Origin of the sequence: Gordonia asplenii, from assembly GCF_012933505.1 — a bacterium.
GTDB lineage: Bacteria > Actinomycetota > Actinomycetes > Mycobacteriales > Mycobacteriaceae > Gordonia > Gordonia asplenii.
The window spans coordinates 69,850-83,293 of record NZ_JABBNB010000032.1; the positions used below are offsets into that span (position 1 = coordinate 69,850).

11 protein-coding genes are annotated in these 13,444 nt (G+C 64.9%); 5 read left to right on the top strand and 6 right to left on the bottom strand.

Translation table 11 applies throughout. The annotated features are described in order from the left end of the window. Positions 1 to 184 precede the first annotated feature (184 nt). The 4 genes from lgt (at position 185) to HH308_RS23800 (ending at position 6,110) form a co-directional block, all read left to right on the top strand. The gene (gene lgt, locus HH308_RS23785) at positions 185 to 2,500 is read left to right on the top strand and encodes a prolipoprotein diacylglyceryl transferase (RefSeq protein ID WP_312870827.1); all 2,316 of its coding nucleotides are present in this window, start codon (positions 185 to 187) and stop codon (positions 2,498 to 2,500) included. A gap of 315 nt (positions 2,501 to 2,815) precedes the next feature. Next, on the top strand, positions 2,816 to 4,234 hold the full coding sequence (pyk, locus tag HH308_RS23790; protein WP_170196744.1) for a pyruvate kinase: 1,419 nt from the start codon (positions 2,816 to 2,818) through the stop codon (positions 4,232 to 4,234). A gap of 27 nt (positions 4,235 to 4,261) precedes the next feature. After that, positions 4,262 to 5,164 carry an acyl-CoA thioesterase gene (locus HH308_RS23795; RefSeq protein WP_376767265.1) on the top strand — a complete coding sequence of 301 codons (903 nt, stop codon included), beginning with the start codon at positions 4,262 to 4,264 and terminating at the stop codon, positions 5,162 to 5,164. Position 5,165: 1 nt separating this feature from the next. Beyond that, entirely contained in the window at positions 5,166 to 6,110 is a 945-nt protein-coding gene (locus tag HH308_RS23800) for a hypothetical protein (RefSeq protein WP_170196746.1), read from the top strand. Positions 6,111 to 6,116: 6 nt separating this feature from the next. On the opposite strand, the gene HH308_RS23805 is transcribed toward HH308_RS23800, so the two are convergent. Then, the gene (locus tag HH308_RS23805) at positions 6,117 to 6,917 is read right to left on the bottom strand and encodes a crotonase/enoyl-CoA hydratase family protein (protein WP_170196747.1); all 801 of its coding nucleotides are present in this window, start codon (positions 6,915 to 6,917) and stop codon (positions 6,117 to 6,119) included. Between the two features lie 233 nt (positions 6,918 to 7,150). Here HH308_RS23805 and HH308_RS23810 point away from each other — a divergent pair, with 233 nt between their 5' ends. Then, positions 7,151 to 9,067: an ABC transporter ATP-binding protein/permease gene (locus tag HH308_RS23810; protein WP_170196748.1), complete on the top strand. Its 1,917-nt coding sequence runs from the start codon at positions 7,151 to 7,153 to the stop codon at positions 9,065 to 9,067. 40 nt (positions 9,068 to 9,107) lie between these two features. Here HH308_RS23810 and HH308_RS23815 read toward each other — a convergent pair whose 3' ends face one another. The 5 genes from HH308_RS23815 to HH308_RS23835 form a co-directional block, all read right to left on the bottom strand. Further along, the gene (locus HH308_RS23815; protein ID WP_170196749.1) at positions 9,108 to 9,749 is read right to left on the bottom strand and encodes an AAA family ATPase; all 642 of its coding nucleotides are present in this window, start codon (positions 9,747 to 9,749) and stop codon (positions 9,108 to 9,110) included. 683 nt (positions 9,750 to 10,432) lie between these two features. Continuing rightward, entirely contained in the window at positions 10,433 to 11,158 is a 726-nt protein-coding gene (locus HH308_RS23820; protein ID WP_312870828.1) for a DUF998 domain-containing protein, read from the bottom strand. Positions 11,159 to 11,212: 54 nt separating this feature from the next. Then, positions 11,213 to 12,058 (bottom strand): aldo/keto reductase, encoded by an 846-nt coding sequence (locus HH308_RS23825; protein ID WP_170196751.1) that lies wholly within the window; start codon positions 12,056 to 12,058, stop codon positions 11,213 to 11,215. Between the two features lie 51 nt (positions 12,059 to 12,109). Continuing rightward, positions 12,110 to 12,529: a hypothetical protein gene (locus HH308_RS23830; protein ID WP_170196752.1), complete on the bottom strand. Its 420-nt coding sequence runs from the start codon at positions 12,527 to 12,529 to the stop codon at positions 12,110 to 12,112. An 80-nt stretch (positions 12,530 to 12,609) separates the two neighbouring features. After that, the gene (locus HH308_RS23835) at positions 12,610 to 13,236 is read right to left on the bottom strand and encodes a DUF2461 domain-containing protein (protein ID WP_170196753.1); all 627 of its coding nucleotides are present in this window, start codon (positions 13,234 to 13,236) and stop codon (positions 12,610 to 12,612) included. Between the last annotated feature and the right edge of the window lie 208 nt (positions 13,237 to 13,444).

The following is a 13,444-nucleotide window of genomic DNA, read 5'->3' on the forward strand; positions in this document are numbered from 1 at the left end:
GCTCGCCGAGTAGGCGAACGAGCTTGCGAGTTCGTCGTATCGAGGTGACGCGAGCCGAAATCCCAACCCGGCCAACATCTCTCACCTGATCGGTGAGCAAGGTGCACTGCCCCGCACAGGCCCGCGACCTCGACACGCACCCATGCACGCAGTCACGTCGGTCGCTCACGTTAGGGTTGCAGGCGTGACCACCACGACGGTTCTCGCCTATATACCCAGCCCGCCGCAGGGGGTATGGCATCTCGGCCCATTCCCCATCCGCGCTTATGCGCTGCTCATCATCGTCGGCATCATCGTCGGCTGCTGGTGGGGATCGCGGCGGTGGATCGCGCGCGGCGGGCAGGAGGGCGAGGTCCTCGACATCGCCGTGTGGGCTGTGCCGTTCGGGTTGATCGGTGGCCGGATCTACCACGTGATGACCGACTGGAGCACCTACTTCGGTGCCGACGCCGTCAAACACCCGATCGATGCGCTCAAGGTGTGGGAGGGCGGACTGGGCATCTGGGGCGCCGTCGCCTTCGGTGCGCTGGGAGCGTGGATCGGATGTCGTCGCCACGGCATCAAGCTGGGGCCGTTCGGCGACGCCATCGCGCCGGCGATCCTGTTGGCGCAGGCGATCGGCCGCATCGGCAACTACTTCAACCAAGAACTGTTCGGCGGCACGACGACCCTGCCGTGGGGGCTGGAGATCTTCGATCGACGCAACTCTTACGGCGTCGTCGGGCCGTCGGTGATCGACGGAGTGTCGACCGGCCACGTCAATGCCGGGCTGGCGCCCGCGGTCCATCCGACGTTCCTGTACGAGCTGCTGTGGAATGTCTTTGTCGTGTTGGTCCTGGTGACAGTGGACCGGTATCTGCGCGTCGGGCATGGTCGGCTGTTCGCGCTGTATGTGGCCGGCTACTGCATGGGCCGGTTCGGCATCGAACTGATGCGCACCGACCACGCCACCCAGATTCTGGGCATCCGCATCAACGTGTTTACCGCTGCGATCGTATTCGCTTGTGCCGCAGCCTATTTCGTTCTCGCGCCGAAGGGGCGTGAACTGGGGCTCACGATGTATCAGCCATGGCGCGCCGCCGAACTCGAAGGCGACGGCGTGATCGGGTACGTCGACCCGTACGACGATGACGACGACCTCGATGACGCCGCAACCGGCGACGACCGTGACCGTGCCGGGGATTCGCACGCGCAGTCGGGTGCCACCCCGGCAGTCTCGCTAGCCAAGACCGACGACCCGCACGACGATGTCGCGACGGTCCACACGGATGACGACGGAGCGCGGGCCGGCGCCGACAGTGCTTTCGATACCGGCGCTGCTTTCGATACCGAAACGGTTGACGCCACCGATGCAGGTGATGGCGCCGAGACCGATGCGACGACTGTCGTCGGCGACGAGCGTTCGGCAGGCACAGAATCGCTGGACCCGGACGCTGGCGACACAGCCCTCGACGACACGGAGTCAGATGCGGCGGACACGGCCGTCGCCGACGCGCCGGCAGGCACAGCTGCAGTGGACGCAGCCGTCGCCGACTCGCCGACAGGCACAGCCGCCGCGGACACGGCCGCCGCCGACTCGCCGACAGGCACGGCGGCAGCCGACACAGCCGACGCCGACGCGCAGACAGGCACGACGGCAGCCGACAACGCCGTCGCCGACGCGCAGACAGGGACAGCTGCAGTGGACCCAGCCGTCGCCGACGCACCGGCAGGCACAGCCGCCGCGGACACAGGCGTCGCCGACACCGAAGCTGACACATCGACGTCCACGGCGGCGTCGGCAACAACAGCGGCGGCGGCCGCCGCGGTCACTCCCGCGGTGGTCCGATCGGCGGTGAGCAGGTCCGCGGTGACCAAGTCGGCCGTGACCAAATCGACTCCCACACCTGCCGCAGAAGCCGACACCGCTACAGCCGATCCCGCCGACACCTCTTCAACCGACTCCGCCTCCGATGACGTCGAGCGCATAGTCTCGGCGACGCGGGAGATCGCGGCTCCGGCGGCCACGATCTTCGACCTGATCGCCGACCCGGCTCGGCAACCGAGTTGGGACGGCAACGACAACTTGGCGGAGGCCGCGCAGGGGCAGCGGGTCCACAAGGTCGGCGATGTCTTCACGACGCTGCTGACCCGCGGACAGGAGCGACGCAACCACATCGTCGAATTCGACGAGGGCAAACTCATCGCATGGCTGCCGTCCGAACTCGGCGGCACCCCGCCCGGGCATCTGTGGCGATGGCAGCTCTCCGCCGTCGACGACACGCACACTCTGGTCACGCACACCTACGACTGGACCCGGCTCAACGATCCGACCCGACTCGAACGGGCCCGCTGGACCACCGCGGACAAGCTACAGGCGTCCGTCGACCGACTCGCTCGGGCGGCCGAAGAACAGTTCGCCGCGGGCGAAGCCGCCGACGAGGACAACTCGGCGTCGAAGCCCAACATCACCCCCAACATCGTCAAACGTGCAGATTCGGGAGCGGCGAAAACGGACTAGGGGATTGTCGCGCCTAATGGTATTGGTGTCTTGCGCGCACCTTGCTTCGCCGCATCCTGCTGGTTGAGCGAGGCGAAGCCGAGTCGAAACCACTGTGAAGTTATAGATTTCATCATTCCCGGGCCGGTGGGGTTTCGACTCGCTCCGCTTCGACTCGCTCCGCTCGCTCAACCGGCAGAGGAACGAAAGGGTTATACGACTCTTTAAGCACGACACTCCACAAGCCGACCGGCGCCATGTAACAGCACATGACGCCGAGATGACATATGGCGGATGCCCGCGCACGGTGTCGGTGGCTCCGACTAAGCTGGCTTAGTGACTCGTCGAACTAAGATCGTATGCACCCTTGGTCCCGCCACCTCGACGGATGAGCGGGTACGTGACCTCGTCGACGCCGGGATGAACGTGGCCCGGCTGAACTTCAGCCACGGCAAGCACGAAGATCACGCCGAAATGTATGACCGCGTCCGTCGTGCCAGCGACGCGACCGGAAAAGCCGTCGGAATCCTCGCCGACCTGCAGGGACCGAAGATCCGGCTCGGCCGGTTCGCGCAGGATCGCACCGTGTGGGAGAACGGTGAGCAGGTCCGCATCACCGTCGACGAGGTCGACGGCACGCACAGCCGCGTGTCCACCACCTACAAAGAACTGGCCACCGACGCCAAGCCGGGCGATCGCCTGCTCGTCGACGACGGCAAGGTCGGACTCACCGTCACCGCCGTCGAAGGCAACGACGTCGTGTGTGAGGTCACCGAGGGTGGCCCGGTCAGCAACAACAAGGGTCTTTCGCTGCCCGGCATGAACGTGTCGGTGCCGGCGCTGTCCGAGAAGGACCTCGCCGACCTGGAGTTCGCGCTGCGTCTCGGCGTCGACCTGATCGCGCTGTCCTTCGTGCGCAGCCCCGCCGACATCGAACTCGTGCACGAGGTGATGGATCGGGTCGGGCGTCGCGTGCCGGTGATCGCGAAGCTGGAGAAACCCGAAGCGATCGAGAACCTCGAGGCCATCGTGTTGGCCTTCGACGCCATCATGGTCGCCCGCGGCGACCTCGGCGTCGAACTGCCGCTCGAAGAGGTGCCGCTGGTACAGAAACGCGCCATCCAGATGGCCCGCGAGAACGCGCGGCCGGTCATCGTCGCGACCCAGATGCTGGAGTCGATGATCGAGAACTCACGGCCGACTCGCGCCGAGGCCTCCGACGTCGCCAACGCGGTACTCGACGGTGCCGATGCGGTGATGCTCTCCGGCGAGACGTCGGTCGGCAAATTCCCCATCGAGGCGGTTGCGACGATGGACAAGATCGCCAACGCCGTCGAAAGCGGCTCGCGCGACGTCCCGCCGCTCGACCATGTGCCCCGCACCAAGCGCGGTGTCATCTCGTTCGCCGCCCGCGATATCGGCGAGCGGCTCGACGTGAAGGCGCTCGTGGCGTTCACCCAGTCCGGTGACACCGTTCGACGCCTCGCCCGGCTGCATTCGCGGCTGCCGCTGTTGGCGTTCACTCCGATTCAGGAGGTGCGTAGCCAGCTCGCACTCAGCTGGGGCACCGAGACGTTCATCGTCGACAAGGTGACCGACACCGATCAGATGATCGATCAGGTGGACCAGCAGTTGCTCGCGATCGGTCGCCTCGAAGTGGGCGATACCGTGGTGATCGTGGCGGGTGCGCCGCCGGCCACCGTCGGATCGACCAACCTGATCCACATCCACAAGATCGGCGAGCAGGACCACTGAGCGGGTTCTCAGCGAGCTACGCCTACTGTGGTTGGCGTGACTGATACGCAGACCGGTTCAGAAGACCTCGCGACACTGCTCGAATTGCTCGACGTCGAGCGTGTCGACGAGGACGAGTTCGTCGGTCAGCATCCCGAGCAGGTGACGGCGCGGACGTTCGGCGGACAGTTGCTCGGTCAGGGTGTGGTAGCTGCCGCCCGCACCCTGACCCGCGGCAACCCGCCGATTCACGCGCTGCACGCGCACTTCATCCGCGGCGGCGACGTGAAGCAGCCGATGACCTACCGGGTGAACCGGTTTCGGGACGGTAAGTCATTCGCCAATCGGCAGGTGACCGCGGTCCAGGGCGACGACGAGATCTTCACCATGCTCGTCGCCTTCCAGGACAACACCGCGGGCCTCGACCACGCCGTCGAGATCCCCGAGGTGCCCTATCCGGAGGAGTTGCCGACGCTCGGCGAACATTTCGTCGGATTCGAAGACCGCATCGCCGCATTCGTCAATGCGTTGCACCCCATCGACATCCGCTTCGCCAACGACCCGAGCTGGAAGATGCGCGAGGCGGGGGAGAAGCTCACCAGCAATCGCGTCTGGATGAAGACCCACTCCGAAATGCCCGACGACCCGATTCTGCACGTCGCCGCGATGTGTTACGCGTCGGATACCACGGTGCTGGACTCGATCATCACCACCCACGGACTGTCGTGGGGCATCGACCGGTTGTTCGCGGCGACCGTCAACCATTCGATGTGGTTCCACCGGGAGTTCCGTTTCGACGACTGGATGCTCTACGCAACCGAATCGCCGACGGCGGCCGGGTCGCGCGGCATCGGGTCGGGGCGGTTCTTCACCCGGGACGGATCGCTGGCGACGTCGGTGGTCCAAGAAGCTTTGATCAAATACTTCCCGCCGAAGAAGACAGAGGCCTGAGATGGGTTCGGATAGTTTCGACAAGTCCGACGCCGACCGCGGCGTCGAACGGTCCGACGCCGCGGATGCCGGTCGCGAGCCGACCGATCAGCAGCGTGTCGAGGGCGGCGCCGGACAGGTATACAGTGCGCCGGGAGCCGACGCCGCCGAGACCGAGGTGGTGAGTGTCGCGAAGTCCCGCGGAGCGGCAGGTGCCGGCGACGCGGCACCCGGCGTCGAATCTGTTGCGGCACAACACCTCGCGCCGTGGGAGCGTCAGCAGGGCGCAGTCGTTGATCCGTGGCGACAGCCGAGCGGAGCTTTCGGAGCGGTCGGGGCCCAGCCGTCCCAGCCCTCGGGCGCGTGGGCGGGTCAGGGTCAGCCGCCGAATGCGGGGCTCCCGCCGTACCCGGGAACTCCCGGCGAGCTCGCGCCCGGCTTGGGACCGCAGATGCAGAGCGCGCAGTATCCCGGGGGACCGTATGCCCCGGCGTCGTATCAGGCGGCCCCAGCACAGATGTGGATGCCACCGGGCCGCTACCTGACCCAGAGCACGTGGCGTAAACGCTGGAAGTTGCCGGTGATCATCGGCAGCTCCGTGGTGGGCTTGTTGATGGCGGCCGTGACGATCTTCGCGGTCATCCTCGGCGGCATCACCGGGTCGGTGTTCACCGCGCGCGGCGTGGTGATGGTGAGCTGCCAGACCAGCACCGCCCAAGACGGGCTCATCAGGGCCGGGTCGGAACTGCGGATCTGGGCTGAGAACGGCGCGCTGGAAGGCACGACCCGACTGGACGCGGTCAGGTCGGTGAAGTCGAAGACCGGCGAAAACGTGTGCTACCTGCCGTTCGAGGCGACGAAGGTGTCGGCAGGCCAGTCCGGGTTCACCGTCCGGGTCGGCTCCTACACCCAGTTCGTGACCGCCAGCGCGTTGCGCTCCGGCGTCGTCCTGCGGCCGACGCAGTGACCGCCGTCAGAACTGTCGTTTGACGAACTCGGGGACCGCCCGCGCCATCCCGGCCTTACGGGCGATCGTCGAATTCTTGCCGCGGAGCAACTGCGCCTGCAGGAACTGCTCGATCGGGAACGTCCACCGCGAACTGTGTTCCCAGGTGCGCTCGAAGAGCCACTTCGCCGACGCCACCGCGTCGGGGGAGCGCTGCACGATCTGCGCTACCAGCGCATCGGCGGCGGCGTGCGGATCGTCGTGCACTTCGGTCACCAGACCGATGCGCAGGGCAGTCGCGGCGTCGACCACCTCCGCGGTCATGGTGAGTTTCTTGGCGACGTCGATACCGACCAGCTGAGACAGGCTCGCCGACGCCGACATGTCCGGGATCAGCCCCCACTTCGACTCCATGATCGAGAAACTCGCATCGGAGGCGGCGATCCGGAAGTCGGCGCCCAGCGCGATCTGCAGTCCGCCGCCGAAGCAATGCCCGGTGACCACCGCGATCACCGGAACCGGGACCGACCGCCATGCCCACGCCGGGCCTTGAAATCCATTCGCGTTGCCGGAAAGGGGCCGTGGCACAAAGGTTTTCGCCACCCGAATCAGTTGTTTCGCGGTACTCCCGAAGTCCAGGCCGGCGCTGAAGCTGTCGCCCGCGCCATATAGCAGCACCGCTCGCAGCGACTTGTCCTTCGACGCGCGGTGAGCACATTTCTCTAGGTCGTCGAGCATGTCCAGAGTCAGCGCGTTCAGCTTGTCGGGACGGTTGAGCACGACGTGCGCGACGTCGTTGATGACGTCATAGGTGACGAGGTCAGACATAGTACGAGCGTAGCGGTGTCGGATGTGCTCCCGCCGCCCGCGTGTCAGGCCGCCTGACCGCGCGCGCGTCGCGAGGGTGTGTCTCCACCGCGTCGCGATGCCCGGCGGCTGACGACGTTCATGGTGGTCGCGGCATCGTGAGCGGGCTATCCGGCTTACCGGAGCACGACGCGCCCGCCGACCGTCGGTCGGTTAGACTGCTGCGATTGCATCCGACGACGAGTGGAGTGTGCGTGGAGACCAGTATCGACTGGGGCGATGAGATCTGGGCGTCGTCGATCTGGATGGCGTGGGTGTCTGCGGTATCGCTCGTCGGGGTATTGGTGATCGGGTTCCTGTTGGCCCGTTTCACCGCGTGGGGGCAGCAATTCTGGCGACTCGGCGGCGGCTTTTTCACCGACAAGCGCACGAGGGTCCTCGCGTGGGGACTCATCGTCGCGCTGCTGGTCCTCGCACTGCTCGGTGTCCGCTTGACCGTGTTGCTCTCCTATTGGAGTAACGACCTCTATACGTCTCTGCAGAACGGGGCCGAAGCGCTCGCGAAGGGCGATAGAGCGGCCCGCGACATCGCCGAAACCGCATTCTGGCGGGCCATCTGGCTGTTCATTCTCCTCGCCGGTCTCCATGTGGTGCGCACGCTCATCGAGATCTACGTCGGCAGCGCCTTCGAGATCAAATTCCGGACGTGGATGACCGAGCATGTCACCACCGACTGGCTCGGTGACCGCGCCTTCTACCGGAATCGCTTTGTCGGCCAAACGGATTCGAAAGGTGACCCGCAGCTGCAGGCGGGGGTCGACAACCCCGACCAGCGCGTGCAGGAAGACATCGAAACCGTCGCCACCCAGACTCGTCAACTGGTCTTCAGTTCCAACGGGTCGTCGACGAATGGGGTAATCCCCGCGATCGTGACCGTGGTGTCCTTCACGAAGATCCTGTGGGATCTCTCCGGACCGATGACGCTGTTCGGGACCGACATTCCGCGGGCGATGGTCTTCCTGGTCATGGCGTTCGTACTGATCGCGACGGTTGTCGCATTTTGGATCGGTCGCCCCCTGATCTATCTGACATTCCTTCAGGAACGGCTCGCCGCGAACTTCCGCTACGCGTTGATTCGTATTCGCGACGGCGCGGAGAATATCGCCTTCTATCGCGGCGAGGGCGTCGAACGGTCCGGTTTGATGTTCCGATTCACGGCGATTGTCGGCAACTTCTGGCAGATCGTCTATCGGACGCTGAAATTCACCTCGTGGAACTTCTCGATAACGCAGGCGTCGGTGATTGTTCCGTATGTCGTTCAGGCGCCCCGATTCTTTGCCGGCTCGATCAAACTCGGCGATGTGTCACAAACATCGTCGGCATTCGGAAACCTGCACGACTCGCTGTCGTTCTTCCGTGACTCCTATCCGACATTCACCGGATATCGGGCGTCGCTCATCCGTCTCGACGGGCTCGAAGACGCCAATGTCCGCTCCCGGTCGCTGACTGAGATCCGGACCGGAGACACCCCGGCCGTCGCACCGAACACCGTCACGCTCGACGGCGTCAGCATCTCTACCCCGGACGGCGGTCGTCTGGTCGACGACCTCTCGCTCGGGTTGCGCGGCGGCGACGCCCTCGTCATCAAAGGCCGGTCGGGCGCGGGCAAGACGACATTGCTGCGCGGTCTCGCCGGCATGTGGCCCTACGTCGACGGCGAGTTCGTTCGGCCGTCTGGGACCGACACGCTGTTTCTATCGCAAGTTCCCTACATCCCGTTGGGGGACTTGCGGACCGTCGTCGCATATCCGGCCCGGCCCGATGCCGTGTCCGACGACGAGCTGAAGGCGGTGCTGCAGCGAGTCCTGTTGGGTCACTTGACCGAACGGCTGGATGAAGAAGAGGACTGGGCGAAGGTCCTGTCGCCTGGAGAGCAGCAGCGCGTCGCATTTGCGCGTGTCTTGCTGACCAGGCCGAGGGTCGTGTTCATGGACGAAGCGACGTCGGCCGTCGACGAAGGGCTCGAGTACACCCTGTATTCGCTGCTGCGGACCGAGTTGCCGGACACCGTCGTCGTATCGGTGAGCCACCGCAGTACCACCGACCAGCACCACACCAAACTGCTGCAGCTGGTCGGCGGCGGCGAGTGGACATTGACCGACATCGGATAGTGTCGCGGCCTGCAGAGTTCTGTGTCTGCGACGACAGCAGTCACCGGATATGCGCGACGCCGACTCGCACTCGACGAACCTGGTACCGCACCGACGACAACCGCGGTCGGACCAAATCAAGCCCGGCTCGCTGTGCGATGTCCTCGACCACCTCGTCGACGGTCCGCTCGTCGGTGGGCACGTGCACTCCGAACCGCTTGTCCGACAACGCCGTCGAACATCGGTCGATCTGCTGCATCGCCCACGTCTCCTCGCGGCCGAACAGTCGCCCGACGCCGTGCGCGAGGCGAGTCCGCAACCGACGTCGCAGCGTCTCCGGACTGGCGATCAGCGAAAAGTGCCGAACGTCGACGCCGCGCTGCGACAGACCGTCCATGATCTCATCGAAATAGTCGGTGTCGACCAGCGTCATCGGCACAATAGTGGGACCGTCATGAGCTTCGACGGCGTCGGCGAGTGTCGCGATGACGGACGATCGCCACTGCGGGCGGTCTTGAAAATCGCCACGAGCCTTGGCGGGCAACATTCGGTGAATACCGAAGCCGATCAACTCCGGATCGGAGACGAATCCGTTGTCGATCCGTCTGTGCAGCTCGAAGGCGGTCTGTGTCTTGCCCGCGCCGAATGCGCCGTTGATCCAGATCAACGACTGCGAACGGTCTTGTGCCCGGGATTCCCGCATGCCTCCCGAGGGTAGCGGCGGCGTCGGATCTGGGCAGGTGCCTGACGTCCGGCTAGTGGAGTGTCGCAGTGAAAGAGTTGTATGACGTTGCGTTGCTCTGCTGGTTGATCCTGGATCCACCGATAGTGGTCCCATTTCGCTGGTTGAGCAGGTCGAGCGCCGTGCTGAGCGAGGCGCTAGCCGAGTCGAAGTAGCGCTAGCCGAGGCCGTGTCGAAACCACGGTGACACAACAGGTTACGTGCGACCGCTTGTCTCGCGTTCGATCGTGGTGATCATCTCCGGTCGTGCATCCAGCAGGTGCATTCGACGGTTGCGCTGATGTCGCGGTCCTGGTCTGGCTCGACTCACTGAAATCTGTTGTCTCACCTTGGTTTCGACACGCTCGTCGCTAACGCTCCTCACGGCTCAACCGGCGGGATGCGGCGAAGCGGGGTGCGCGCAAGATATCAATACCATTAGCTGCGACACGCCGCTATTGTGGCGAGTCGCAGTGAAAGAGTTGTATGACGTTGCGTTACTCTGCCGGTTGAGCGAGCGGAGCGAGTCGAAACCCCGCCCGCCGGGCGATGACGAAACTCGCAGCGTCGCAGTGGTTTCGACTCGGCTTCGACTCGCTCAACCAGCGGGATGCTGCGAAGCAGGGGCCGCGCAAGATATCGATACCATTGGTCTCGACACGCCACTACTTCGACGCCGGGCGGGACCGGCCAGACGCTCGTGCCCACACCGCGACCGCCGCTGCCCAGATCAGCATCCACATCGACATCCCGCCGACTTGGATCCGCTGCGCCAACCCCAGCCGGTAGTCTCCGACGAGATTGTCGGCGATCATCATCCAGGCCGTGGCACCGATGATCACCACCAAAACCGCGGTCCCCGCCACGCGCAGCACCGGCCAACGGTCGGATCGGAACACCGTCACGGTCGCCGCGATCATCGTGACGAACAGGCTGATCACCGCCAGCGAGCTGGTCAACGCGTGAACGTGATGCAACTGCGGGAACATTCCGCTGGGCTGCCACGGGCAATTCGCGTCGATGCCGGGGACGCACTCGATCGGCATCAACGCGTCGGCCAGCGTCGACGCACCGAAACAACCGAAGGCGACCACGGCTGTCACCGCGGGAAATCCCCGCACCAGCGGGCGCGGCAACATCAGCAGGAACATCGCCAGGATCGCCGAGCACGCGGTGACGACGTCGCCGACGACGTAGACCTCACGATGCGGCCGACCGGCGGCGTCGAGCTCGCTGAGGAACGAGCGCATCGGGTCGAGACCGCCCGCCCAGACGTGTTCGAGAACCCAGGACGAGTAGCACACCCCGGCCACGGCGATTGCGATCGCGGCGACCCAGATACGTACCGTGTCCAGCCGCTCTCGCCGCCCCGGCCTCGTCCTATCAAGCACAGGAGCCAGGCTACCTAAAGCCATCAGTCAGGCGGTGATCGCCGCGGACGCCGCTCACGGTACCCAGTTGAATTCCTCCGGGTTGGGGCCCCGACGACGGTCGGCGTTGAGCGACTCGATGACGTCCACCTGGGCGTCGGACAGTTCGAAGTCGAACAGTTCGAGGTTCTCCGCGATGCGGGCGCGGGTCACCGATTTCGGGAACACGACGTCGCCGCGCTGGATGTGCCAACGCAGCACCACCTGGGCGACCGAGCGGCCCAGCTCCTCGGCGATGGGCGCGAGCGCCGGGTCGTCGAGGACTGCGCCCTGGGCGATCGGCGACCAGGCCTCGGTGATGATCTGGTGCTCGGAGTTGAACTGGCGCAGCGGATTCTGCGACAGGTACGGGTGCACCTCGATCTGATTGACCGCTGGAACGACGTCGGTCTCGTCCAGCAGGCGAGTCAGGTGCTGCTGATGAAAGTTGGAGACGCCGATAGCGCGAAACTTACCGTCCCGGTAAGCCTGCTCTAGAACTTTCCATGTCTCGACATAAGACCCGACCCCGGGCAGCGGCCAGTGAATCAGGTAGAGATCGACCGGGCCGATGTCGAGATCGTCGACGGTGCGCTGGGCGGCGGCCGCGGTGTCGGCGCCGGGAGCGTGAGCGTTGTTGTTGAGCTTGCTGGTGATGAAGATCTCGTCGCGGGGGATGCCGGACTCGCGGACGGCCTGTCCGACTTCGGCTTCGTTCCCGTACATCTGGGCGGTGTCGATGTGACGGTAGCCGAGTTCGAGAGCGGTGAGGGTGGCGGCCTTGGTCTCCGACGGCGGGATCTGGAACACCCCGAAGCCGAGTTGCGGGATCGTGACCCCGTTGTTGAGCGTGATGGATGGGATCGTGGTTGTTGATGCCATGGCCAATATCAAGGCATTCGACGCCGGGGATATTCCGAAGTCGTCACGCGATCAGTTGTCGCTCGAGGAGGCGTACTCCCATTGATACTGGTTCGACGCGTCCTCGCCCTGGTACGTGCAGACCAATGTTCGACGACCGACCTTCACCCGATCATTAGCCTCGTCCGACGTACACGGTTCGCCGGGCGCGGCGTAGCTGCCGTTGTTTTCGCGGGACGTGGTCGTGGTGTCGTCGGTGGTGGTGTCGGTAGTAGGGGTCTCACCGTCGGAGGGGCTGGTGACGGTCACCGTCGACGGTGACTCGGTGACGGTCTCGGTGGCGACGGTGGTCGAAACGATCGTCGTCGTCGCCGGCGCCGCACTCGACGAATCGTTCTTGCTGTTCCACATGAGATAGGCGAGAAAAGCGATCGCGCACGCCGCCAACGTGATGATGACCGCGATGAAGGCGGTGGGGGCTTGTGAACGCATCATCGAAGTATGGCCGGTGAGACCGTGATTCACCTGAACTTACGATGAGCCGTACACATGGTTCGCGTCACACCCGGGCGTTATGCGTGGTCTGCGAGCCAATCCAGCAGCGGCGTGGTCTCCCGCCAATGGGTGCGAATGCGATTGACCAATTTCGCACTGTGAATGATCTCGTCGAATCCGTAGTCGCGGGTCACGCTGAGCGATTTGTGGCGCAACAGTTCGATCCGCGGATGGTCGACGTCGTAGCCGCGCGGCGCAGTCTTGAGCGTCGTACCGCCCAATTCCCACCCGCCGCGAACCAGCGACGCGATGATCTTCGCCAGCTCCGCCCCGTGCCGATTGTTGTCGATGGCCTTGCGGATGTTCGCCAGTCGTTCGGCGGGAGCGTCGTAGAAACCCGAGCCGACGCGGAAACCGGGCGCCGCGATCTGCAGGTAGTAGCCCGTCGCCGGTCCCGAGGCCACGAACGCCCCCTGATGCGTCTTGAAAGGCGTTTTGTCCTTGGAGAACCGGACGTCGCGGTGCGGGCGGAAGATCTTGGCGGGGCCGAATTCGTCGGCCAGTTCGTCGGTCAGCGCAGTGATCGGCTCCAGGACGGCGCTGCGATAGATGTCCTTGTGTGCTTCCCAGAACACCTTGGAGTTGTCGACTTCGAGGTCGTCGTAGAAGTCGAACGCCGCTTCGGGAAAACCGGTGAAGGTCATGACTCTCAGTCTCCCTCAACATCGACTTGACGGTGGCGTCGGCCTCGCTGGTGCGGGGATGGAGTACCGCATTCGGTCCCGGAGTGGCGAAGCGAGGAACGACCTTCCCTGCTCCCGGAGTGGCGAAGCGAGGAACGAGCGTCACCCGCTGCCCGAGTGCCGAAGCGAGGAACGGCCTTCCCTGCTCCCCGAGTGCCGAAGCGAGGAA

Bases quoted from the DNA above. Each gene is read 5' to 3' on its own strand.
- HH308_RS23800 (WP_170196746.1), top strand. From the start codon at position 5,166: ATGGGTTCGGATAGTTTCGACAAGTCCGACGCCGACCGCGGCGTCGAA.
- HH308_RS23805 (WP_170196747.1), bottom strand. From the start codon at position 6,917: ATGTCTGACCTCGTCACCTATGACGTCATCAACGACGTCGCGCACGTC.
- HH308_RS23815 (WP_170196749.1), bottom strand. From the start codon at position 9,749: ATGCGGGAATCCCGGGCACAAGACCGTTCGCAGTCGTTGATCTGGATC.
- HH308_RS23825 (WP_170196751.1), bottom strand. From the start codon at position 12,058: ATGGCATCAACAACCACGATCCCATCCATCACGCTCAACAACGGGGTC.
- HH308_RS23830 (WP_170196752.1), bottom strand. From the start codon at position 12,529: ATGCGTTCACAAGCCCCCACCGCCTTCATCGCGGTCATCATCACGTTG.
- HH308_RS23835 (WP_170196753.1), bottom strand. From the start codon at position 13,236: ATGACCTTCACCGGTTTTCCCGAAGCGGCGTTCGACTTCTACGACGAC.